Genomic DNA, 21,780 nt, shown 5'->3' on the forward strand with positions numbered 1-21,780 from the left:
GCCGCATATCGGAAGAGCCCCGCGCCCCTGGAGGGTGCAACTACCTCGCCTGCGCCACTATCCCTGGCAGAGGTTCACGTGGCGGGCGGTCAGGACCGCGTTCGCCGCGTCGATCAGGCGGGCGCGGGACAGCTGGCCGTCGGCGACCGCCGTCGTGATCGCCGTCGCCGTGGCCGAGGTGACGCCGGGGACGTCCGGGCCGAGGCTGAACATCACCATGTCCGCGCCGGCCCGCAGGGCCTGGACCGTGGCAGCGGGGACGGAGTAGCCCGCGGCCGAGATCGCCTTGGCGTCGAGCGCGTCGGTGACGACCAGCCCGTGGAAGCCCAGTCGGCCCTTCAGCTCGTCGTTGATGATCGTGGGCGAGAGCCCGGCCGGCGTCGACGTCACACCGGGGACGGTGTCGTTGGAGACCATGACCGCGGGAGCGCCGGCGGCGACCGCCGCCGCGAACGGGGGCATGCCGACCTGCTGCTCGCTCGACCACGGGATGGTGTGCGCGGGGCCGAGATCGGAGTTGTAGTTGGAGCCGCCGATCCCGGGGAAGTGCTTGACCACGGGGATCACGCCGCCGGCCATCATGCCCTTGAGGTAGGCGACGCCGTCCTGCGACACCACCGACGGGTCGCCGCTGAACGCGCGCCAGCCGTCGGGGTTGGTGGCGCTGGGCGCGGCGTCGGTGCCGTCGACGTCGACGACGGGGGCGAGGTCCATGTTCACGCCGGCGGCGGCCATCTTCTGGGCGACCGCCGTCGTGGCCTGCTGGATCTGCGCCGCGCTCCAGTTGCCGCCCATCCAGGCCGGCCAGGGCAGGTTGCCGACGAGGTTGGCCATCCGCTGGATGCCGCCGCCCTCCTCGTCGGTCATCACCAGCAGCCCGAGATGGCCGGGCACGTTCGCCTTCAGCGCCGCCAGTCGCGCGCCGAGGTCGGCGGGGGCCGAGTTGCCGAACAGCACGACGCCGCCCGCGCCGGCGGCGACCTCCGAGGTCACGTCGGACGTGCTGTTCTCGTCGACGGGCACGGCCAGGGTCAGCATCGCCAGCCGTCGGTCGGACCAGCCGGCGAGCTTGGAGGTGTTGGTGCAGGCGGCCACGTCCTGCGAGCCGGACGTGGGTGAGGCGCTCTTGGTCGGCTGCGTCCGGGGCGTCGAGGGTGCGGCGTGCGGGGCCGTGCTCGCCCCCGCGCTGCTCCCGGCGCTCGCCGTGGCGCTCGCACCGGAAGGGGTGCCGGCGGGTGCGGCGGCGCCGGCCTTGGCGGTGGAGGCGGCGCCGCCGCAGGCGGCGAGGGCCACCGACGCGACGGCGGCCAGCGCCGCCGCGGCTGCGGGTGCGGTGCGGATGCGGCGGTCGGTCATAAGGGGCTCTTCCGGGCAGACGGCAGGGGCGTTTCTTCCTCCACTGTCCGGGTTCAGGCTGGTTTCGCCAAGGCTCCGAGAGATGCATCACGCGAACGTGGGCCCCGGACAGGCCCTAGCCGAGCCCTAGCCGTGGTCGCGGGGGATCCGCTGCCGCCAGGTCCGCTCGAAGATCACTTCGCCGCTGCTCAGGGCGGTGACCTGGTTCTCGGTGAGGAAGTCGGCGCCCTCCGGAGCCGCCTTGGTGCGGATCTCCGAGCGGGTTCGGATCTCCACGTCCCAGCCCAGCGCTTCCCGGGCCAGGCCGGAGGTCCAGCGGGACTCGGTGCGGGCGCTCAGCGGGTCCCGTTCCTGGATCGTGTAGCGCTCCAGCGCGTCCTCGCGGAAGACCAGGCCGTCGGGGTAGGTGCGGGAGCCGCCGTAACGGGGGTCGACCTCCAGCGTCCACATCCCGCGGGCGACGTCGCGGCGGACCAGCCGCTCCGGTCGGGGCTGCTCCGTCGGGTCGGCGAAGACCACGCCGAGCGGCGGCGCCTGCTCGGGCGGCTCGAAGGAGACCGGCGGGCGTCCCCGGTCGACCGCCGGATCGCGGACCGGCAGCTCCACCGCGCTCGCCGCCGGATCGACGGTGAACCCGCGCGGGTCGGGGTGGGGCCACACCCACGGCCAGTAGGCGGAGGAGAGCGCCAGCCGGATCCGGTGCCCGACCGGGAACGCGTGGCCGACACCCCACAGCTCGAGGGAGACGTCCTCGGTCGCGCCCGGCGTCCACTCGCTGGTGCGTTCCCGGCCGTCCCGACTGAGCAGGTTCAGCGCGCCGCGGGTCACCAGCGTCGAGGAGCCGTCGGGGGCGACGTCGCACAGCCGGGCGATCACCTGGCCGCGCGGGGCCGGGGAGGTCAGCCGCAGCCGGACCACGGCGCGGCCGAGGATCTCGACGCGGTGGCCGAGCGCGGCGGTGTCGAAGCAGGCCGAGCGGCCGTCCTCCTCGCGCTGGTCCGGCGGGAGGTCCGCGTCGTTGCCGAACGGGAAGAAGCGCCCGGCGTCGACGCCGGTCTGCTGCGGGGAGACGACCTCGACCGGTCCGGGCTCGCCGTGCCGCATGGTGCCGTCGAGTCGATACATCGCCCTCTCGACATCCTCGGACGGCCAGGCGTCGACGCCCACCCAGCGGCCCTCCCGCTCGGGGTAGGTCGTCGCGGGCGGCGCGGACTCGTTGATCCAGGCGCGCAGCAGCGGCTCGTCCATCGCGCCGTTGTCGGCGTCCCGCAGCCAGTGGTCCCACCAGCGCAGCGTCTCCTGCAGGAAGCCGATCGCGGGGCCCGGCGGCAGGCCGCGGTCGGGGTACTGGTGCGACCAGGGGCCCAGCAGGCCGCGGACCCGCTCCGGCGGCAGGTGCTCGACCAGGCGCAGCACGGTGTCGCGGTAGGGGTCGGCCCAGCCGCCGACGGCCAGCACCGGCGCGGTGATCGCGTCGTAGTCCTCGCAGACGCTGCCGTGCCGCCAGTAGGCGTCGCGCCGCTGGTGGGCCAGCCAGGTGTGGACCAGCGGGTCGAGGTGTTCCAGGCGCTCGCGCCACAGGGGAAGCCAGCGCTCCCCGACGAAGGCGGGGTCCGGCGGGCGGCTCGCGAAGGCCAGCATCGTCGCCGACCAGGCGTGCATGTCCACGGCGAGCACCGACCCGCCCAGGTAGTGCACGTCGTTGTCGTAGCGGTCGTCGGTGGAGCAGACGGTCACCACCGCCCGCAGCGCCTGCGGTGCGAGCGCGGCGATCTGCAGCGCGTTGAACCCGCCCCAGGAGATGCCGAACATGCCCACCCGCCCGGAGCACCACGGCTGCGCCGCCAGCCACTCCACCACCGCGACGCCGTCGGCCAGCTCCGTCGTGTCGTACTCGTCGCCGGGCAGGCCCTCGGAGTTGCCGTGCCCGCGGATGTCGACGCGGACGGAGGCATAGCCGTGCCCGGCGTACCAGGGGTGCCGCTGGGCGTCGCGCGGGGCGGTCCAGTCCGTGAGCCGGTAGGGCAGGTACTCCAGCAGGGCCGGACCGGCTCGTCGGTGACGGGCCGCCAGATCCGCGCGTACAGGCGCGTGCCGTCGGGCAACGGGATCCAGGTGTCCTCGACCGTGGTGCGGTACGGCAGGTCCTCGCGGTAACGCACAGCGTGCTCCCGGGGGTGGGTGTCGGTGGACGGGGCTGTCAGCGGACGGGGGCCATGGTGCGGCGCAGCCAGGGGGCGAGCGCCATGATGGCGATCGCGACCGCGACCACCACGCCGCCGTTGAGTGCGAAGTAGACGGGGTCGGACAGGACGCCGTAGAGCTTCACCGTCTGCGCGGAGATGCCGTTGGCGAGGGCGAGGGAGAGGAACCACAGCGCCATGCTCTGGCTGGCGAAGGCCTTCGGCGCGAGCTTGGTGGTGGCGGACATGCCGGTCGTCTCCAGCAGCACGTCGCCGAGGCCGAGCACGGCGTAGCAGACCACCAGCCACCAGCCGGACATGATCCAGTCGCCCGTGCGGCCCATGGTGGCGGGCACCATGATCAGGAACGAGAGCCCGCCGAGCAGGACGCCGAGCGCCAGCTTGTTGGACGCGTGCGGCTGCCGCTTGCCGAGCCGCACCCAGGCGCCCGCGACGACGGGGGCCAGCGCCACCTCGAAGACGCCGAGCATCGAGGCGTACCAGGAGGAGGGGAAGTGCCAGCCGAGCAGGTCGGTCTGGGCGTGGTCGGCGGCCAGCAGGTTCATCGTCGAGTAGGACTGGAACAGCACCAGGTTGAACGCGACCGAGCCGGCGAAGAGCACCAGGTAGGGCCGCAGGCGGCCGCGTTCGGCCGGGGTGACGCGGTCGTTGCGGAAGAGGAAGGCGAAGTAACCGATCGGCGCCAGCACGGAGGCGAGGGTCACGATATCGACAAACCGACTCATCGTCAGGATCCCGCCCCAGGCCATGCCGGCGAGCAGGGTGGCGACGAAGACGGCTGTCCCGGCGATGGTGCGCCAGGTCGTCCGCATGACCGCGGGCGGCAGGGGGGACTCGGGTGCGTGGCGGCTGCCCTTGAGGTGCCGGCGGCCCAGCACGTACTGGGCCAGGCCGAAGGTCATCCCGATCGCGGCGGCGGAGAAGCCCCAGTGGTAGCCGACCTTCTGCCCGAGCCAGCCGGTGACCAGCGGGCCGAGGAAGGCGCCGATGTTGATGCCCATGTAGTAGAGGGCGAAGCCCGCGTCGCGCCGCTCGTCGTCGGTGGCGTAGAGCTTGCCGACCAGGTTGGAGACGTTGGGCTTGAGCAGTCCGGTGCCGATGACGATGAGGCCGAGCCCCACCCAGGTCATCGCGGGGGTCGGCACGGCCATGGCGTAGTGGCCGGCGGCGATGAGGATCCCGCCGTAGAGCACGCCGCGGTAGGAGCCGAGCACCCGGTCCGCGAGCCAGCCGCCCGCGATGGAGACCAGGTAGATCATCGTGCTGTACGCCGAGTACACCGAGGCGGCGGTGCCCGAGCTCATGCCCATGCCGCCGGAGGCGACGGACGCGGAGAAGTAGAGCGTGAGGATGGCCGCCATGCCGAGGTAGGAGAAGCGCTCCCACATCTCGGTGCCGAAGAGCGTCAGCAGGCCCTTGGGGTGCCCGAAGAAGCCCCGGTCCTCCCTGTCGTCGCGTCCGTCCGTCCCGTGCTGGACCGTTGTGAGGCCGGTGTGGTCGCCCACGGGACGGATCTCCGTTCTGCCGGGTATGCATGACATAAGGCGCTTTACCTTACTTTGCATGCACTATCGGTCAAAACGGACATGCGATCGGACGTGCCCGTCAGTCCCTCGGGCGCTCGTTCCACGTCGCGATGACGGGTCGTCCGTGCTCCGTGCTCAGTCGGCTGACGGTGCCCGTGGCCAGCTGGAACAGCGCACCCCCGGACGGGGGCAGGCCGAGCCGCCGGGCCGTGAACACTCGCAGGAAGTGCGCGTGCGCCACCAGTACGACGTCCCCGCCGCGCCCGTTCATCAGTGCGGCCTCCACCTTGGCGATCACCCGGTCCGCGCGGATCCCCACCTCCTCGGGGGTCTCGCCCGGGTGCTCCTCCGGCCCGGCCGCCACGCCGTCCGTCCACAGGTTCCAGTCCGGGCGGGTGCGGTGGATCTCGCGGGTCGTGACACCCTCGTACGCGCCGTAGTCCCACTCCGTCAGATCCGGCTCGACGACGGCTCCGTCGAGGCCCGCGAGCTTCGCCGTGTCCCGGGCCCGCTGCATCGGACTGACCAGCGCCAGGCAGATCTTGTGCTCGGCCAGCAGCGGCGCGAGCGCGCGCGCCTGTGCCTCGCCGTTCGCGGTCAGGGGCTTCTCGGTCCAGCTGGTGTGCTGGCCGGACAGGCTCCACTCGGTCTCGCCGTGCCGCACCAGGATCAGGTCGCTCATGCCGCCACGCTACCGGCCGGTGCGCACGCGTGCCCGAAATCGTTCGACGGCGGTGCGGGGTTGATCTAGCGTGCCGGGCCATGAGCAGTCGACTGCGCGGCATCGCGACCGCGAACCAGGCCATCACGGAGGTCGGCCGGTACACCGCCCCTGACGGCACCGAGGTCGAGATCGGCACGGCGCTCGCCGCCGCGGTGGCCGGCACCCGATGCGTCGACCCGGACGAGCCGCTGGCCCCGCCGCATGGGGCCGGGCTCGCGACGGTCGTCGAGGTCACGGAGGAGGACAGCCTCACCGCGGCGCGGCGGCAGGCTGCCGAAGGGCCGGTCGCGGTCCTGAACTTCGCCTCCGCGCGCAACGTCGGCGGCGGCTACCTGGGCGGCGCCCGCGCCCAGGAGGAGGACCTGTGCCGCAAGGCGCTCCTCTATCCCTGCCTGCTCCAGGCCCGTTCCTCCTACGACGCCCACCGCGCCTCCGAGGACCTGCTCTACAGCGACCGCGTCATCTGGTCCCCGGACGTCCCCGTTCACCGCGACGGCCAGGGCGCGTTGCTGGCCGAGCCGTTCGCGGCGTCCTTCCTCACCAGCCCCGCGCCCAACGCGGGCGCGCTGCTGCGCCGCGACCCCTCGGCCGGCCCGCGCGTCCGCGCCGCGCTGGAGCGCCGCTCGGGTCGGGTCCTCGCCGTCGCGTCGTCCTACGGCGTACGGCAGTTGGTGCTCGGTGCCTGGGGGTGCGGCGTCTTCCGCAACGATCCGAGCGAGGTCGCGCGGGCGTTCCGTGCCTGGCTGGCGCCGGGCGGGGCGTACCACGGGGTGTACGAGCGCGTGGTGTTCGCCGTGTGGGACCGGGCCGAGCCCTCGGCGAACCGCGCGGCCTTCCGGCGGGCCTTTTCGGTGTGAGTGTCGGTGTCCGCCCGCGGCTCCCTCTGTGCGGTGACGGGCAATCGCCGGGCACCGGAAGCCGGACCGTGGCCGTCGACACCGCCCAGGGGTCCTGCTAGAGCTTGCGCAGCTCCTGCGGCACGACCCGGCCGCCGACCTCGACCGTCCCGGCCGGGCCGACGCGGGTGAGGATCTGCGAGCCCGCCCCCTGCCGGATGTCCAGTGCCCGCCCCAGCTCCGCGGTCAGCACGACCGCGGCCGCGCCGGTCGCCTCGTCCTCGTCGACGCCGTCGCCCCGGCCGGGGAAGCCCCGTGTGCGGACCGAGCCCGAAGCCTCGTCCGACCAGGCCCAGGCGTACAGCCAGCCGGTCCCCGGTGGCGGCACGTCCAGCGCGTCGACCTCCGCGACGCTCCCGTACCGGCGGGTCTTCCTGCCCGCCGCCCATTCCGCGCGCCCGCGGATCCAGTGGATGTCCTCCTCCTGCCAGGCCGGGACGTCGCCGGCCTCCGGGCGGAGCAGCTCGACGGCGAGGCCCTCCCGTCGCAGCAGCCAGGAGGTGCCGACGAGCGGGTGACCGGCGAAGAGCAGCCGGGCGCTCGGGGTGTAGATGTCCACCCGGCCCGAGCCCGCGTCGTCGACGAAGACCGTCTCGGAGAAGCCCAACTCCCGCGCCAGCTCCTGGCGCTCCTCGCGGCCGGGGAACGCCCCGCCCTCCAGGACCACCCCCAGGGCGTTGCCGGCCGTGCCGCCCGGACCGGAGAAGACGCGGAGCACATGAAGATCAGTCATGGGTCCTCATCCTGGCACGCGCCAGGCTCTTGCACATTGTTCAAGTCGCTCGTACCGTTTCACTTGAACATAGTGCAAGTGCGGAGACGATCGAGGAGACAGACCCATGTCCGACCAGACCTTGCAGGAGTTCGTCGACGCGGCCGCCGAGCGCTTCGGGATCCCCGGTGCCGCCGTCGGCGTCCACGCGGGCGGCCGCTCCGTCCACGCCAACCACGGCGTGACCAGCGTCGAGAACCCGCTGCCCGTCGACGAGCACACCTTCTTCGCCCTCGGCTCCGTCTCCAAGACCTTCACGGCCACCGTCGTGATGAGCCTCGTGGAGCAGGGCCGGATCGACCTGGACGCGCCGGTGCGGCGCTACGTTCCCGAGCTCGTCCTCGCCGACGAGGCCCACGCCGCCGCGATCACCGTCCGGCAGTTGCTCAACCACACCGCGGGCCTCGGCGTCCGCCTCGTCGTCGAGACCGGTGACGGCGACGACGCGCTCGCGGGCTTCGTCGCCCACCTGGACGAGATCGACCTGATCGGAGCGCCCGGCTCACGCGCCTCCTACAGTCAGGCCGGCTACAACCTGCTCGGCCGCGTCGTCGAGAACGTCACCGGCCACACCTTCGAGCAGGCCGTCGCCGAGCTGGCGCTCACCCCGCTGGGCCTGCACGAGACGGCGTACTTCACCGACCAGGTGATGACCCGCCGCTTCGCCTGCGGCCACAACGCCGACGAGGACGGCACGCCCGTCGTCGCCCGCCAGTGGAAGGACACCCGCGGCAACAACCCCGGCGGCGGTATCGCCGCCACCGTCGCCGACCAGCTGCGCTGGGCGCGGTTCCATCTGGGCGACGGCGCGCTGCAGAAGCGGATGCAGACCCCGACCGTCGCACTGCGCGGCAGCACGCTGGGCGACGCGTTCGGCGTCTGCTGGTTCCTCCGCGACATCGACGGCACCGCCACCGTCGGCCACGGCGGCTCCGGCAACGGCCAGTTCGCGGACCTGCTGCTCGTCCCCGAACGGGACTTCGCGGTCTCCGTGATGACCAACGGCGGTCCCGGCGGGGTCGCCTTCAACCGCGAGGTCGTGCAGTTCGCGCTCGCGCACTTCCTCGGTGTCGTCGACCGCGACCCCGAGCCCGTCGCCTACGACCACGCGGTGGTCGCGCCGACGGCGGGGGTCTACGAGATCGACATCATGACCCTCACCATCCGCACGGAGGAGGGCGCTGCGGCGCCGACCCTCGAGGTCGTCATCAAGCCGGAGATCCGCGCCGCCTCGGAGAAGGAGATCCCGGCGGACTACCCGCCCTTCCCCTTCGGCCTGCTCCCGGGCACGGGCGACGACTACATCATCACGGCGGGCGCGATGAAGGGCCAGCGCGGCTTCTTCACCCGCGACTCCTCCGGCGCGATCACGGGCGTGGACCTGGCGGGCCGCCTCTTCACCCGCCGGTAGTCGCACTCCGCCGGGGTCGGCAGGGCTCCCGCAGGTGGTTGCACCTTCCAGGGGCGCGAGGCTCTGCCGATTTGCGGCTCCGCCGCGTGGGCGCGACCAGGGTCGGTAAGTCTCCCGCAGGTGGTTGCACTCTGCCAGGGGCGCGGGGAACTGCGTGAGAAACCACAGGCGTGCGGATGGCCCTGCACGTTGCGGACCATCCGCCGTCAGTGGCTTGCCGCGCGGTTCCTCGCGCCCCTGGGTCGTGCAACTACCGCAGGCGCGCAGCGAGCAGGGCCACGTCGTCCTCGGCCGGGGAGACCGAGAGGCGACTGAGTGCCGTGTCCAGCAGTCGCTCCAGCGGTGTCTCCGGGTCCAGGTCCAGCGCGGCCAGCGACTGCAACGAGTCCTCGATGTCCTCGCCCCGCCGTTCCACCAGCCCGTCGGTGTACAGCAGCAGCACCGAGCCCGGCGGCAGGCGCAGCGTCGTGCTGCGGTAGTGGCCGACCCCGGCCCCCAGCGGGGGGTCACCCGGAAGCGCGGCGAACTGCGCGCCCAGGCCGCGCCGCAGTAGCAGCGGGGGCAGGTGACCCGCGCCCGCGAGGGTGACCGTGCCTGCGGCCGGGTCGATCTCGGCGACCAGGCAGGTCGCGACGCGGTCGAGGCCCAGGGCCTCGACCGTGCGTTGGGCCTCGGAGAGGATCTTCTCCGGACCCCAGCCCTGGAACGCCAGCGCGCGCATCAGGCTGCGGTACTCGCCCATCGACGCGGCAGCCTCCAGGCCGTGGCCCATCACGTCGCCGACCACCAGCAGGGTGCGGCCGCCGGGCAGGGCCATCGAGTCGAACCAGTCGCCGCCGACCTCCGCGGTCTTCCCGGCGGGGAGGTAGCGGCCGGCGCACTCGACGTCGACGTGGGGGCGGGTCCGTTCCGAGAGCAGGGCGCGCTGCAGCACCAGCGCCGTCTCGTGCTCGTGGGCGAACCGCTGCGCGTTGCTGATGCTGTTCGCCGCCCGCCGGGCCAGCTCGCCGACGAGCTCCACGTCCTCCGCCGTGAACGGCGGCGACTCGCCGGCACGCATCAGGTTCACCACGCCGATCACGCGCCCGCGGGCCCGCAGCGGCACGACCAGCGACGAGTGGATGCCGAGGCGGCGGTAGCGGGCCACCCGGCCCGCCTCCGGTGCGGCCAGCGCCATCTGCTCGTCGCCGGGGGAGTTCGAGACGATCGGCCGCTCCTCGGCCACGCAGCGCGCGGCGACCGACGTCGCCTGCGGGCTGTGCACCGAGCCTGGTGCGCCGAACCAGCGGCCGGCCTTCACCAGCGCGGGCGTGGTGCTCATCGCCAGGCGGCGCAGCCGCAGCTCGCTGCCGGGCCGCTCGTCCTGCTCGATCACGTCCACCACGGCCACGTCGGTGAGCCGCGGCACCAGCAGCCTGGTCAGCTCCTTGCAGGTCAGCTGGACGTCGAGGGTGGTGCCGATGGATGTCGCGGCCTCGTCCAGCAGGGCGAGCCGGGTGCGGGCGCGGTCCAGCGCCTGCCGGATCCGGCGGTCCTCGGTGATCTCCAGCACCATGCCGACGATGCCCAGAACCCGGCCGGAGGAGTCCTCCAGGCGGCTGTAGGCGTTGTGCCACCAGCGCAGCTCCCCGGAGGGGTCGGCGGCGGTGGTGCCCTCGACGGTGTGGTGGCGCGGCTTGCCGTCCGCCAGGACGGCCCGCAGCTCAGCCTCGGCCGCCTCGACGTCGATGCCCGGCACGACCTCGGCGATCCGCCGCCCCAGGTGCTCGGCGACCGGCACGCCGTTGACCTTGGCGAGGGCCTCGTTGACGTAGGTGAAGCGCAGCTCGGTGTCGAGCAGGGCGATGCCGAACACCGCGGCGTCCATCACCTGCCGCGTCAGGCCACTGCGGGCTGCCCACCCGTCCGCCGGACTCATGGGCTGATCTTCCCATCAGTGGAGCCGGGCCGCTGCTCGCTCCGGAACTCACCGCCTGGGAAAACGCAGGGAATCGGCCGGACTTCCACAGTCGGGCTTCCGCAGAGGGTTCGAAAAACAGATCGGCCGACCCGACGAGGCCGGGTCGGCCGAATCCGATGCGTGCGCGAGGGGGGACTTGAACCCCCACGCCCCGAAGGGCACTAGCACCTCAAGCTAGCGCGTCTGCCATTCCGCCACCCGCGCATCGGAGCTGTCCGTTCGCTTCGGCCTTGCGGCCTCGCTCGCTGACGGGGTTAACCATAGCAAAGATCAGCGGTGGTTCCGAACCACGTTTCCCGACCGTGATCATGCGCGGACCTGCGCCGATGTGCGGCGCGCTGGACGCGGGGGCTTGGGTGGTGCGCGAGCCCGGTGGAGGATGGGGCACGAAGAGATCCAGGAGATCTTCGATGGAGAGGCGGAGCAGCGTGAGCGAGACAGAGGGTGCGGACCGTCGGGGCAAGGTGGATCGTCCGGGCAAAGAGGTGGGGGAGGGCTTCGGCGAGGCGGAGGTCGCCGAGCTGTGCCGGGACCTCATCCGGATCGACACCAGCAACTACGGCGACGGCTCCGGCCCCGGGGAGCGCGCCGCCGCCGAGTACGTCGCCGAGAAGCTGGCCGAGTTCGGCCTGGAGCCGCAGATCATCGAGTCGGAGAAGGGCCGTGCCAGCACCATCGCGCGGATCGAGGGCGAGGACCCCTCCCGTCCGGCCCTGCTGATCCACGGCCACACCGACGTCGTTCCGGCCAACGCGGCGGACTGGACGCACCACCCCTTCGCGGGCGAGATCGCCGACGGCATGGTCTGGGGCCGCGGCGCCGTCGACATGAAGGACATGGACGCGATGACCCTGGCGGTCGTCCGCGACCGCCTGCGCAGCGGGCGCAAGCCCCCGCGTGACATCGTGCTGGCCTTCCTCGCCGACGAGGAGGCGGGCGGCGTCTACGGCGCGCACCACCTCGTCGACAGGCACCCCGGCCTCTTCGACGGCGTCAGCGAGGCGATCGGCGAGGTCGGCGGCTTCTCCTTCACCGTCAACGAGCAGCTGCGGCTCTACCTGGTCGAGACGGCGGAGAAGGGCATGCACTGGATGCGCCTGACCGTCGACGGCACCGCCGGCCACGGCTCGATGACCAACAAGGACAACGCCATCACCGAGCTGTGCGAGGCGGTCGCACGCCTCGGGCGGCACCAGTTCCCGGTGCGGGTGACCAAGACCGTCCGCCACTTCCTCGACGAGCTCTCCGACGCGCTCGGGGTCGAGCTCGACCCGGAGGACATGGACACCACGCTGGAGCGGCTCGGCGGCATCGCCAAGCTGATCGGCGCGACGCTGCGCAACACCGCGCAGCCGACCATGCTGGGCGCCGGCTACAAGGTCAACGTCATCCCGGGCCAGGCCACCGCACACGTGGACGGGCGCTTCCTGCCCGGCTACGAGGAGGAGTTCCTCACCCAGCTCGACGCCGTCCTCGGCCCGCGCGTGAAGCGCGAGGACGTGCACAGCGACAAGGCGGTGGAGACCGACTTCGACGGCCCGCTGGTCGAGGCGATGCAGAAGGCGCTGCGTGCCGAGGACCCGATCGCCCGCGCCGTGCCGTACACGCTCTCCGGCGGCACCGACGCCAAGGCCTTCTCGGAGCTCGGCATCCGCTGCTTCGGCTTCGCGCCGCTGCAGCTGCCCGCCGACCTCGACTTCGCCGGGATGTTCCACGGCGTGGACGAGCGGGTGCCGGTCGACGCGCTGAAGTTCGGCGTCCGGGTGCTCGACCGGTTCATCGACGCTTCTTGAGGCCTTTTGAGGACGGAGATGCTGATTCGTTCCTGCGGGATTGGTGATTCGGTCTGACTTTCGGGTTTCTCACTCCAGCGGGTGAAGGTTGCAGGGCTCTCGTACCCCGTTTGCCGCAGCGTCGTTCACCCATATGCAGCTCACCGAACGGGCTGTTCCACTGAAGGAGGAGACCATGCAGGTCAAGAAGATCGCCGCCGTCGTCGCCACCGCGGGTGCCCTGGGCCTGGCGGGCGCGGGCATCGCCAGCGCCAACGACGGTGCCAGCGCCCAGGGTGCGGCCTGGAACTCCCCGGGCGTGCTGTCCGGCAACGTCATCCAGGTTCCGGTGCACATCCCGGTGAACGTCTGCGGCAACACCATCAACGTCATCGGCCTGCTGAACCCGGCGTTCGGCAACCACTGCGAGAACAACTGAGCCCGTCCCCGCTGACCCGGGGGATGTGAGCGCTTCAGGTCCGGCCCCGGGAGGCATCCGTCCTCCCGGGGCCGCCTTGGCTGTGGGGGGCGTTTGTGGAGCTGATGTGGAGTCAACCGTGCCCCGTACGCCTCACTCTCGTTGGGTCTGGTACGGGGGCCACGGGGCGGAAGCAAGAAGCACGAGCACGACTGAGAGCAGGGCAACACATGCGACAAGCGGCCAAACGCGGATTGCTCACGGTCATGGCGACCGGGAGCGTGCTGGCCTCCACCGCGGGCATGACGGCAGGGTTTGCGGCGGGCGCCGCCTTCGCCGACTCGGGTGCGAGCGGCACGGCCAGTGACTCGCCGGGGGTGGGCTCGGGCAACGCGGTCCAGGTGCCCGTCTCGGTGCCGGTGAACGCCTGCGGCAACACCGTCAACGTGATCGGCGCACTCAACCCGGCCTACGGCAACCACTGCGCGAACGTCGGCGGTTCCTCGCGCGGCGGGTCCGGCAGCTCCGCCGGGTCCGGCGGTTCGGCCGGGTCCGGCGACAACGGCGGCTCCGGCTCCGGCGGCTCCGGCTCGGGCAGCAGCGCCCAGGGCGGCGCGCACGGCTCGCCGGGCGTCGGCTCCGGCAACGCGGTGCAGATCCCGGTCGACGTACCGGTCAACCTCTGCGGCAACACGGCGAACGCACCGGGCGCCGTCAACCCGGCCTTCGGCAACTCCTGCGGCAACGGCGGCGACCACGCCGGCGGCGGCCAGCCCGTGCCCAGCCCGACCGTCACCTGCACCGGGCCCATGGGCGGCGGGGGCGGCATGGGCGGCGGCAACGGAGGCAACGGCGGCTGCGGCACGGGTGGCACCACCGGTGGCGGCGGCAACGGCGGCTCCACGGGCGGTCAGCAGCCCCCGCCGCCGCAGAACGGCGGTACGCCCAGCTCCTCGCCGAGCACCGGGGTCTCCGACACCGGGAGCCCGAGCCCCGCGCCGGGCACCGGCGGTTCCACGGGCGGCTCGAATGGTGGCCACCTGGCCGAGACCGGTGGCGGCGACGACGCGATGCTCCTGGCGCCCGCGGGCGTCCTGGTCGCAGCCGGCGGCGCCCTCCTCGTCCGCCGCAGCCGTCGGCGGGCGTAGACCTTCGCCCTCGCCGAACAGGCCCTGGTCGGCTAGTCGTCCAGGAAGCTGCTCAGAGGGCTGCGCACCTGGCGGATGATCCGGCGCTTCAGCGTGATCTTGCGGCGCCCGTCCGGGTAGAGGCGGAGGCGGTCGAGCTCCCAATGACCGTACTCCGCCTGCTCGGTCAGCAGCGCGCGTGCCTCGTTGCGCGAGACGGTGCGCGGCAGCAGCAGCGAGCGGAACTCGTACTCGGGCTGTCGCACGATCTTGTGCGGCGGCTTGCTCAAGGGTGGGGTCAAGTCACTTCCTCCCGCGAACCTACATGGGGGTAAGCCTACGACCGGTCCGGACCCGGTTCAGATAAGGCTGCCCAGGGCGGCGTCACGGCAACCGGTGTGCGGAGTTCCCGTGATCGGTTTACTACGACCCGGATAACACCGATGCGCAGAAGGCCCGCAACCGACTAGCGTGCGTGGCATGTCTGATGTCGCGCGTCCCACGGAAGCTCAGATCGCCCAGGTACGCACTGCCGCGGAAGCGGTGAAGGCCGCGATCGACGCGCACCTCGCCGCCGTGGAAGGCAGAGCGGGCGCGGGCGACCCGGTGGTCGCCGGCACCTACGAGGCCCTGGCCGACGCCGCGGAGGGCTACGACGAGCTGCTGGACAGCGTCTACGACGAGTTCACCCCCTTCGAGGTCCCGCGCAGCAGCGGCATCGGCCTGCCGGACCGCATCGAGCCGGAGGCCGTCTCCGTCCTGATCCGCCGCGACTACACCGTGGCCGACCCGCGTCGCCTCCGCGAGACCGTCGGCAGCTCGACCGTCTCCGGTTCGCTCCGCGCGCTCTTCGGCGAGTACGAGCCGGACCGGGTGGCCCACCACGCGTCCGAGTTCGGCCTGGAGGAGGGCGACTCCACGCTCTGGGTCGTCGCCAACGAGCCGGTCACCGAGCCGGGGGAGTGGCTGGCGGAGCCGTTCGACGTCGCCGACGAGGACCTGCTCATCTGCCGCTTCGACGTCATCGAGGACTACGACGACGAGTTGCTGGAGCCCGCGGACCCCAGCTGAGGCCTCGTCCCCCGGAGACCCCCGGGCTTGCACCTCCACCGGCTGGAGGTTGCGGACCCCAGCCATGGTCACCGCCCCGCTCCTCACCATCGGCGATCTCGCGCGCCGGACCGGACTGCCGGTTCGGACGATCCGCTCCTGGCCCGAGGTCGGGGTGGTCCCTCGCGGAGGTTGCCGCCGCCCACGCTGCGCCTGCGCCGCGCCGTCCTCGGCCCGGACGCGCCGAGACCCTGGCCCTGCGCCGCCTGGCTGGTATCGGGTGCTCCGGCGGGCCATGCAGCCGTTTCCGCAGGGCCGGGCCCGGGCCTTGGGCCGCGCGGAGCGCGGAGGCCCGGTGCCGCCTCAGGCGCGGAGGCCCTGGTGCCGCTACTCGCCGGCCAGGATCACGCGCAGGCGGGTGGTGCGGGGGCGGGCGACCTGGGTGGCCACGGCCTGGGGGAGGCCCGGGCCCAAGGCGCTGACCAGCGAGAGGTGACGCTCGGCGCGGCCGCAGGCGGTGTAGAGCCACTGGCGGGTGAGCTCCGGGCCCGCGTCCGACGTGGCCACGACCACCACGCCCGGCCAACGGCGGCCCACCGCCTGGTGCGCGGTCAGCGCCCAGCCATGGCGGAGCTCACCGATGCGCTCGCGCGCGACGACCGCCGTCTCGTCGCCGAAGGCGATCTCCAGGCCCTCCGGGACCGCCCGGCGCACGACGCCCTCGCGCAGCGCGCTCGGCGTGGGCGCGTGAACGACCGCGTCCCCCGCGTCGAAGCCGCCGAACTGGCCCGGCCCCGGATTGAGCCGGGCCTTGAGCGCAGCGTTCAGCGCGCGAGTGCCGGTCGGTCCGGAATGGACCGGGGTGAGCACGCGGACCTGCTCCACCGGGATGCCGAGGGCCCGCGGGATGGAGTCGACGACCAACTGGACGGCCCGGTGGACCGCCTCCGCCGCATCCCGCGCCTCCACCACGACGACCTCCTTGTCCGGGGAGGCGACCGGCTCGAACTCGCCGATGCCGATCCCCGACACCAGCTCGCCGATGGGGCCGAAGTCGGGCTGACGCGAGGCCACGACCGGCCCCGGCTTGGCCGCCAGCAGGTCCGCGAAGACGCGCCCGGGCCCGGGGGACCACAGCTCGCCCGGATCCCCGCTGAGCACCAGCCGGGCGCCGTCGGGCAGGGACTCCACCAGTGTCGCGGCGAGCTCGACGTCCAACGCGGGCGCGTCGCAGACGATCAGCAGGTCCAGCGCGAGGGAGCCGTCGGCGTCGTGCGGAGTCGTCGCGAGGACCTGCGCCAACGGCAGGGCAACGGGCGCGTCCTGGCTGCCCTGGCTGCCCTCACCGCCCTGGCCGCCCTCGCCGCCGTCCAGGCGTCGCGCGCTGTCGGCGTGCGCCGCGGCGAGCGCGGCCCGCAGGCCCAGCCGGCGCGCGGCGTGCAGCAGCGCGACAGGCTCGTTGCGGGCGGTCTCCCCGCCCGTGTGCAGCACCAGCGACGCCTCGGCGACGGCCCGGATCAGCGCCGCGGCGGAGGAGTTCGGCGCGGCGGCCGCGACCTCGTCCCAACCGGGCCGCGCCACGCCCTCGGCGTCGGTCCCGCCACCCGGCTCGGCGTCGCCGAGGCCCGCCGCTTCAGTCGACCCGGCGCCCGTGGACGCGTCGTCCACGTCCGCCGCACCCGGCTCGGGCAGGCCGCCTGTCTCGGCGCCCGCGGCGCCCTGACCGGCCTGGTCCGCCCGGGGCGCGGAAGCCGCCGCCTCGTCGGCCGGGGTGCCGCCCGTCTCGGCGCCTGCGGCCTCGCTGTCGCCCTCGCTCTCGCCCGCTGCCGGGTTGCCGTTGCCCCCGTCGAAAGCGTCCGCCCCGAACCCGCCCCCGCCGAACTCTTCTGCGAACTCCTCTGCTCCGAAGGCGTCCTCGTCCGCCGCGACCCACTCCGGGCCGCCCGGCGCGGCGTCGCGGCCGGGGAAGGTGGAGACCAGGCGGACGAGCCCGTCCGCCAGGCTCTCCTCCGCCAACGCGAAGCGGTCCAGCGCCAGCAGGGCGCGGCCCACGGCGCCGTCCTCCGACTCGTCCTCGTCGTCGCCCTCCTCCTGGAAGGTCATGACGCGGCCCTCCGTCACCACGGCGAGCAGCGCCCCGTCCGGGTCGGGGACGCCCTCGCGGGCGAGGCCCGCGCGGATGTCGGGGAGCTCCACCGCCGTGTGGCCGTGCAGCGCGGCGCGCTCCAGCAGCCACTGGACCAGGGCGTTCGCACGGCGCGCGTCGCCGGGCGCGGCGTCCGCGCCCAGGACGCCGCGGGCGAAGGCGTCGGCGTTGGCGGGCAGGACGCCGGGCACGCTCAGCACCGCCCACGGATCCTCCCGCAGGACCTCCGCCGCGCGCTCGCCGAGGGCGGCCACCGCGGGGCCCGCGAGCTGCGCGGGCGCGCCGCCCGCGCCCAGCACCGCGGCCGTGTCCGCCAGCGCGTCCCGCGCCTGCGCGTCGACGTCCTGCGCCCGGCCGTCCGCGGCGCGGATCGCCTCGGCGAGCTGCTCGGTGACGACGGCAGAGGAGTCCGTCGTGGCGCTGTCGGTCATCGGTGGTGACCCTTCGGTCGGGGCTGTTCCTTACCCGAGCACGCTATCGGTCCGCACTGACAGAACCGACAACGGTCGGTCCGGCTCAGTACAGCGCCGTCCAGTGCTGGTCGGGATAGACGTGCACCGGCGCGGAGATGTCGTCGAGGGCGGCGCGGATCTCCGTCGGCAGGACGAGACGCTCCACCTGCAGCGCGGCCTGGAGCTGCGAGGCGGTGCGCGCGCCGAGGACCGGCGCCGTCACGCCGACGCGGTCGCGCACCCAGGCGAGCGCGACCTGCATGGGCGTGGTCGCCAGGCCGTCCGCGGCGGTGGTGACCGCGTCGACGATGCGCCGGCCCCGTTCGTCCAGGTACGGCTGCACGAACGCGCCGAAGGACGGCGAGGCGCCGCGCGAGTCCGGCGGGGTGCCGTGCCGGTACTTGCCGGTCAGCACGCCGCGGCCGAGCGGGGAGGAGGCGAGCACCCCGATGCCCGCGTCGAGCGCGGCGGGCAGCACCTCGCGCTCTATGCCGCGCTGGAGCAGCGAGTACTCCATCTGCGTGCCGGCGAGCGCGGTCCGGCCGGGGACGGCCCGCTGCCAGGTGGCGGCCTTGGCGAGCTGCCAGCCGCAGTAGTTGCTGACGCCGGCGTAGCGGGCGCGACCGCTGGACACCGCGAGGTCGAGCGCCTGGAGGGTCTCCTCCATGGGGGTGTCCTCGTCGTACGCGTGGACCTGCCACAGGTCGACGTAGTCGGTGCCGAGGCGGCTGAGGGAGGCGTCGAGCGCCTGCAGCAGGTGGCCCCGGGAGCCGTCGAAGCGGCGGTCGCGGTCCGGGACGCTGCCGGCCTTGGTGGCGATCACCAGCTCCGCGCGGGGGACGAGGCTTTCGGTGAGCCGACCGAGCAGGTACTCGGCGCCGCCGTCCGCGTAGACGTCGGCGGTGTCCACGAGCGTGCCGCCGGCGTCCGCGAACGCCTTGAGCTGGTCGGCCGCCTCGTGTTCGTCCACGTCCCGGCCCCAGGTCATGGTGCCCAGTCCGAGGCGGGACACGCGCAGGCCGGTACGGCCCAGATGACGCTGCTGCACGGAGGCTGCCTTCCTTCGTCCGTGGTGCGGGTGATGTGGGGATCCGGTGGATGCGGTGGACGCGGGGCGAGCCTACGCGGATCGGGGTGCCCCCGGGGGCACCGGCGATCACCCGCTTGGCGGCGTGTCCCTACGGGGCCTTGCCCGCAGGGAGGCTACCCGCCAGTAGCCGCGAGCCGACCTGCGGACTAGAGTCGGCCCAGGCGCCGTCCACATCGACACCGAACAAGGCGCCGTCCGTCCGCCCGTCAGGAGGCAGCAGCGTGCGACTCGGGATCAACCTCGGCTACTGGGGTCTCGGCAACGACGCCGACAACATCGCCGTCGCGCAGGAGGCGGACCGGCTCGGCTTCGCCGCCTGCTGGGCGGCGGAGGCCTACGGCTCCGACGCCGCGACGGTCCTGGCCTACGTGGCCGCGAAGACCGAGCGGATCGACGTCGGCTCGGCGATCTTCCAGATCCCGGCCCGCACGCCCACGATGACGGCGATGACCGCCGCCACCCTGGACACCCTCTCCGGCGGCCGCTTCCGCCTCGGCCTCGGCGTCTCCGGCCCGCAGGTCTCCGAGGGCTGGTACGGCGTCAAGTTCGACAAGCCGCTGGCCCGTACCCGCGAGTACGTCGAGATCATCCGCAAGGCGATGGCCCGCGAGCGGGTCACCCACGAGGGCGCCAACTGGACCCTCCCGCTGCCGGGCGGCCCGGGCAAGCCGCTGAAGCTGACGATCCACCCGGTCCGCGAGCACATCCCGCTCTACATCGCCGCCATCGGCCCGAAGAACCTGGAGCTGACCGGCGAGATCGCCGACGGCTGGCTCGGCATCTTCTTCGCCCCGGAGCAGGCCGAGCTCTCCCTCGCCTCCGTCCGCGCGGGCCGCGAGAAGGCCGGCCTCACCCTCGACGGCTTCGACGTGGCCCCGAACGTCCCGATCGCCGTCGCGGCGAGCGACAGCGAGGCGGACCTCGCCGCGGCGGCGGACATCTTCCGCTTCTACACCGCCCTCTACGTCGGTGGCATGGGGAGCAAGGAGCAGAACTTCTACAACCGCGTCGCCTGCCGCATGGGCTACGAGGAGGCGGCGGAGGAGATCCAGAAGCTCTACCTCTCCGGCGACAAGGCGGCTGCCGCCGCCGCGGTCCCGCAGCAGCTCATCGACTCGACGACCCTCGTCGGCACCCGCGAGCGCATCGCCGACCGCCTCCAGGCCTACGCCGCCGCCGGCGTCACCACGGTCAACCTCGCCCCGGGCGGCTTCACCCTCGACGAGCGCATCCTCGCGCTCCGCACGGCCGCCGAAGCCGTGGAGCTGGCGGGCCTCGCCTGACGGCTGGGCAGGGCGGTGACCCCCGGTGAGCCCTGGTAGGGGGCAGCGACCAGGGGCGCCGCCCCGGTGCGAGATCCTGACCTGGACGGGACAGCCCCCGCACGAGTCCGGGTGGGCGGCGCCCGGCAGGTCTCCGACCCCGTCGTGCAGCACGGCGACGCCTCGTCGGCCGGGCATGACAGCCTGTGGGCGCGGGACGGATCCGTACGACCTCCTTGTGCGAGGTCGACTCGAACGTGACGGCGCCCACCCGGAATGACCAGGTGGGCGCCCTTCCCGTTCACGGCTCGGTGGGCGTGAACACGATTCTGACGGGTAGTCAGGGTCGGTTTGGCGAGGGCTCCGTAGGAGGCCGAGCCATCGAAGGTCAGGACCTGGATGCCCTGTGCCGGAGCGCACTGGCCGTCGCACTGGCGTTGCACGCTGCCAGGTTGCATGGATGCCAGGGGTGACGTGGCCGACCTGCTCCGTGCCGGCGCACGGAGGGGTGGGGCGGTGGCCTCGGCCATGAGGGGGTTTGGTCGGAGGCCCCGGGTGTCTTGTATCGTTCCTCCCGAATCATCCAGAGGGGTGGAGGGACCGGCCCTACGAAGCCCCGGCAACTCCCCGGTGGACGTGGTGTGCGCAATGCACGCCCCGCCGCAGGGGTCAGTGCCAACTCCGGCCTGCCGCCAACGTGGCGCGGGTAAAGATGAGGAGAAACGGTGCTTTCGGTGCTGTGCTTCGTCCAGGTGTCCTCCGCCCTGGTCTTTCCGCGTACTCGTCTCGTGTTCGGCGCAGGCAATCGGCCGTCTTCTGCGGCCTGTTCCCGCTGACCGAGACTGGAGTACCCAATCATGGAGAACACGAGCGGCGTCGGTGTGCTCGACAAGGCCACCACGATCCTCGGCGCACTGGAGGCCGGGCCGAGCAGTCTGGCGGGGCTGGTCGCCGCGACGGGGTTGGCGCGGCCGACGATCCATCGGCTCGCCGTCGCCCTGGAGCGCCACCGGATGGTCAGCCGGGACATGGAGGGCCGGTTCGTGCTCGGCCCGCGGCTGGGGGAGTTGTCGGCGGCGGCCGGTGAGGACCGGCTGCTGGCCGCGTCCGGCGAGGTGCTCCGTCACCTGCGGGACGTCACCGGGGAGAGCGCCCAGCTCTACCGGAGGCAGGGCGAGGTGCGGATCTGCGTCGCGGCCGCGGAGCGGCTCTCGGGGCTGCGGGACATCGTGCCCGTCGGGGTGACGCTGCCGATGCAGGTCGGTTCCGCCGCGCAGATCCTGCTCGCGTGGGAGGAACCGGAGCGGCTGCACCGGGGGCTGCGCGGCGCCCGTTTCACCGCCACCGCGCTGAGCGGGGTGCGGCGGCGCGGCTGGGCCCAGTCGGTCGGTGAGCGGGAGCCCCATGTGGCGTCGGTCTCCGCGCCGGTGCGCAGCCCGTCGAACCGGGTCGTGGCCGCCGTCTCGGTCTCCGGACCGATCGAGCGGCTCACCCGCCACCCGGGCGCGCACCTGGCCAAGGCCGTCGTCGAGGCAGCCGCCAGTCTCTCCGCGGCCCTGAGCCCGCGGTGAGCCCCGGTCGAGCTCCGGTCAGTGCCCTGACCGGGACTGTTCG

The 21,780-nt window shown here is 73.2% G+C and carries 16 protein-coding genes, 1 tRNA gene, 1 pseudogene and 1 riboswitch; of the genes and pseudogenes, 8 read left to right on the forward strand and 10 right to left on the reverse strand.

Annotated features, from left to right (window positions below; all coding sequences use genetic code 11):
* Nucleotides 1-57: 57 nt before the first annotated feature.
* The 4 genes and pseudogenes from BMY61_RS26505 to BMY61_RS26520 all read right to left on the reverse strand — a co-directional run bounded on the left by BMY61_RS26505 (nt 58) and on the right by BMY61_RS26520 (nt 5,768).
* Nucleotides 58-1,356 (reverse strand): glycoside hydrolase family 3 N-terminal domain-containing protein, encoded by a 1,299-nt coding sequence (locus BMY61_RS26505; protein WP_042450580.1) that lies wholly within the window; start codon nt 1,354-1,356, stop codon nt 58-60.
* Between the two features lie 126 nt (nt 1,357-1,482).
* Nucleotides 1,483-3,518 (reverse strand): annotated as a pseudogene (locus BMY61_RS26510) (CocE/NonD family hydrolase).
* Nucleotides 3,519-3,556: 38 nt separating this feature from the next.
* Nucleotides 3,557-5,065 carry a peptide MFS transporter gene (locus BMY61_RS26515; RefSeq protein WP_042450579.1) on the reverse strand — a complete coding sequence of 503 codons (1,509 nt, stop codon included), beginning with the start codon at nt 5,063-5,065 and terminating at the stop codon, nt 3,557-3,559.
* Nucleotides 5,066-5,165: 100 nt separating this feature from the next.
* Nucleotides 5,166-5,768 (reverse strand): histidine phosphatase family protein, encoded by a 603-nt coding sequence (locus tag BMY61_RS26520; RefSeq protein ID WP_042450577.1) that lies wholly within the window; start codon nt 5,766-5,768, stop codon nt 5,166-5,168.
* An 80-nt stretch (nt 5,769-5,848) separates the two neighbouring features.
* On the opposite strand from BMY61_RS26520, the gene BMY61_RS26525 reads away from it, so the two are divergent.
* Nucleotides 5,849-6,667: a TIGR02452 family protein gene (locus BMY61_RS26525; RefSeq protein ID WP_042450575.1), complete on the forward strand. Its 819-nt coding sequence runs from the start codon at nt 5,849-5,851 to the stop codon at nt 6,665-6,667.
* Nucleotides 6,668-6,764: 97 nt separating this feature from the next.
* On the opposite strand, the gene BMY61_RS26530 is transcribed toward BMY61_RS26525, so the two are convergent.
* A complete protein-coding gene (locus tag BMY61_RS26530; protein WP_042450574.1) occupies nt 6,765-7,439 on the reverse strand; it encodes a PhzF family phenazine biosynthesis protein in 675 nt (224 codons plus the stop codon).
* A 106-nt stretch (nt 7,440-7,545) separates the two neighbouring features.
* On the opposite strand from BMY61_RS26530, the gene BMY61_RS26535 reads away from it, so the two are divergent.
* Nucleotides 7,546-8,889 carry a serine hydrolase domain-containing protein gene (locus tag BMY61_RS26535; RefSeq protein WP_042450573.1) on the forward strand — a complete coding sequence of 448 codons (1,344 nt, stop codon included), beginning with the start codon at nt 7,546-7,548 and terminating at the stop codon, nt 8,887-8,889.
* Between the two features lie 250 nt (nt 8,890-9,139).
* On the opposite strand, the gene BMY61_RS26540 is transcribed toward BMY61_RS26535, so the two are convergent.
* Together BMY61_RS26540 and BMY61_RS26545 are read right to left on the reverse strand one after the other, a co-directional pair.
* On the reverse strand, nt 9,140-10,807 hold the full coding sequence (locus tag BMY61_RS26540; RefSeq protein WP_042450571.1) for a SpoIIE family protein phosphatase: 1,668 nt from the start codon (nt 10,805-10,807) through the stop codon (nt 9,140-9,142).
* A 163-nt stretch (nt 10,808-10,970) separates the two neighbouring features.
* Nucleotides 10,971-11,053, reverse strand: a tRNA-Leu gene (locus tag BMY61_RS26545).
* A gap of 224 nt (nt 11,054-11,277) precedes the next feature.
* On the opposite strand from BMY61_RS26545, the gene BMY61_RS26550 reads away from it, so the two are divergent.
* The 3 genes from BMY61_RS26550 (at nt 11,278) to BMY61_RS26560 (ending at nt 14,187) form a co-directional block, all read left to right on the forward strand.
* Nucleotides 11,278-12,642, forward strand: coding sequence for a M20/M25/M40 family metallo-hydrolase (locus BMY61_RS26550; protein WP_425314709.1), 1,365 nt, complete (start codon nt 11,278-11,280; stop codon nt 12,640-12,642).
* Between the two features lie 175 nt (nt 12,643-12,817).
* Complete coding sequence (locus BMY61_RS26555) at nt 12,818-13,060, forward strand: chaplin (RefSeq protein WP_042450569.1); 243 nt, start codon at nt 12,818-12,820, stop codon at nt 13,058-13,060.
* 245 nt (nt 13,061-13,305) lie between these two features.
* The gene (locus tag BMY61_RS26560) at nt 13,306-14,187 is read left to right on the forward strand and encodes a chaplin (RefSeq protein ID WP_052438888.1); all 882 of its coding nucleotides are present in this window, start codon (nt 13,306-13,308) and stop codon (nt 14,185-14,187) included.
* A gap of 32 nt (nt 14,188-14,219) precedes the next feature.
* On the opposite strand, the gene BMY61_RS26565 is transcribed toward BMY61_RS26560, so the two are convergent.
* Nucleotides 14,220-14,432 carry a DUF5703 family protein gene (locus BMY61_RS26565; RefSeq protein WP_042381717.1) on the reverse strand — a complete coding sequence of 71 codons (213 nt, stop codon included), beginning with the start codon at nt 14,430-14,432 and terminating at the stop codon, nt 14,220-14,222.
* A gap of 214 nt (nt 14,433-14,646) precedes the next feature.
* On the opposite strand from BMY61_RS26565, the gene BMY61_RS26570 reads away from it, so the two are divergent.
* The gene (locus tag BMY61_RS26570) at nt 14,647-15,237 is read left to right on the forward strand and encodes a hypothetical protein (RefSeq protein ID WP_042450563.1); all 591 of its coding nucleotides are present in this window, start codon (nt 14,647-14,649) and stop codon (nt 15,235-15,237) included.
* Between the two features lie 366 nt (nt 15,238-15,603).
* Here BMY61_RS26570 and BMY61_RS26575 read toward each other — a convergent pair whose 3' ends face one another.
* Nucleotides 15,604-17,793: an ATP-binding domain-containing protein gene (locus tag BMY61_RS26575; RefSeq protein ID WP_052438887.1), complete on the reverse strand. Its 2,190-nt coding sequence runs from the start codon at nt 17,791-17,793 to the stop codon at nt 15,604-15,606.
* A gap of 85 nt (nt 17,794-17,878) precedes the next feature.
* The gene (locus tag BMY61_RS26580; protein WP_042450561.1) at nt 17,879-18,862 is read right to left on the reverse strand and encodes an aldo/keto reductase; all 984 of its coding nucleotides are present in this window, start codon (nt 18,860-18,862) and stop codon (nt 17,879-17,881) included.
* 263 nt (nt 18,863-19,125) lie between these two features.
* On the opposite strand from BMY61_RS26580, the gene BMY61_RS26585 reads away from it, so the two are divergent.
* Both BMY61_RS26585 and BMY61_RS26590 read left to right on the forward strand, forming a co-directional pair.
* Nucleotides 19,126-20,187, forward strand: coding sequence for an LLM class F420-dependent oxidoreductase (locus tag BMY61_RS26585; protein WP_042450559.1), 1,062 nt, complete (start codon nt 19,126-19,128; stop codon nt 20,185-20,187).
* Between the two features lie 555 nt (nt 20,188-20,742).
* A riboswitch (SAM riboswitch) is annotated at nt 20,743-20,885 on the forward strand.
* A 138-nt stretch (nt 20,886-21,023) separates the two neighbouring features.
* Nucleotides 21,024-21,737, forward strand: coding sequence for an IclR family transcriptional regulator (locus BMY61_RS26590; protein WP_042450558.1), 714 nt, complete (start codon nt 21,024-21,026; stop codon nt 21,735-21,737).
* Nucleotides 21,738-21,780: the final 43 nt, after the last annotated feature.

The organism is Streptacidiphilus jiangxiensis, assembly GCF_900109465.1.
GTDB classification, from domain to species: Bacteria; Actinomycetota; Actinomycetes; order Streptomycetales; family Streptomycetaceae; genus Streptacidiphilus; species Streptacidiphilus jiangxiensis.

Excerpts from the sequence above, each read along its gene's own strand:
- BMY61_RS26505 (WP_042450580.1), bottom strand. The coding sequence starts at position 1,356 with ATGACCGACCGCCGCATCCGCACCGCACCCGCAGCCGCGGCGGCGCTG.
- BMY61_RS26520 (WP_042450577.1), bottom strand. The coding sequence starts at position 5,768 with ATGAGCGACCTGATCCTGGTGCGGCACGGCGAGACCGAGTGGAGCCTG.
- BMY61_RS26525 (WP_042450575.1), top strand. The coding sequence starts at position 5,849 with ATGAGCAGTCGACTGCGCGGCATCGCGACCGCGAACCAGGCCATCACG.
- BMY61_RS26530 (WP_042450574.1), bottom strand. The coding sequence starts at position 7,439 with ATGACTGATCTTCATGTGCTCCGCGTCTTCTCCGGTCCGGGCGGCACG.
- BMY61_RS26535 (WP_042450573.1), top strand. The coding sequence starts at position 7,546 with ATGTCCGACCAGACCTTGCAGGAGTTCGTCGACGCGGCCGCCGAGCGC.
- BMY61_RS26540 (WP_042450571.1), bottom strand. The coding sequence starts at position 10,807 with ATGAGTCCGGCGGACGGGTGGGCAGCCCGCAGTGGCCTGACGCGGCAG.
- BMY61_RS26555 (WP_042450569.1), top strand. The coding sequence starts at position 12,818 with ATGCAGGTCAAGAAGATCGCCGCCGTCGTCGCCACCGCGGGTGCCCTG.
- BMY61_RS26560 (WP_052438888.1), top strand. The coding sequence starts at position 13,306 with ATGGCGACCGGGAGCGTGCTGGCCTCCACCGCGGGCATGACGGCAGGG.
- BMY61_RS26570 (WP_042450563.1), top strand. The coding sequence starts at position 14,647 with ATGTCTGATGTCGCGCGTCCCACGGAAGCTCAGATCGCCCAGGTACGC.
- BMY61_RS26575 (WP_052438887.1), bottom strand. The coding sequence starts at position 17,793 with ATGACCGACAGCGCCACGACGGACTCCTCTGCCGTCGTCACCGAGCAG.
- BMY61_RS26590 (WP_042450558.1), top strand. The coding sequence starts at position 21,024 with ATGGAGAACACGAGCGGCGTCGGTGTGCTCGACAAGGCCACCACGATC.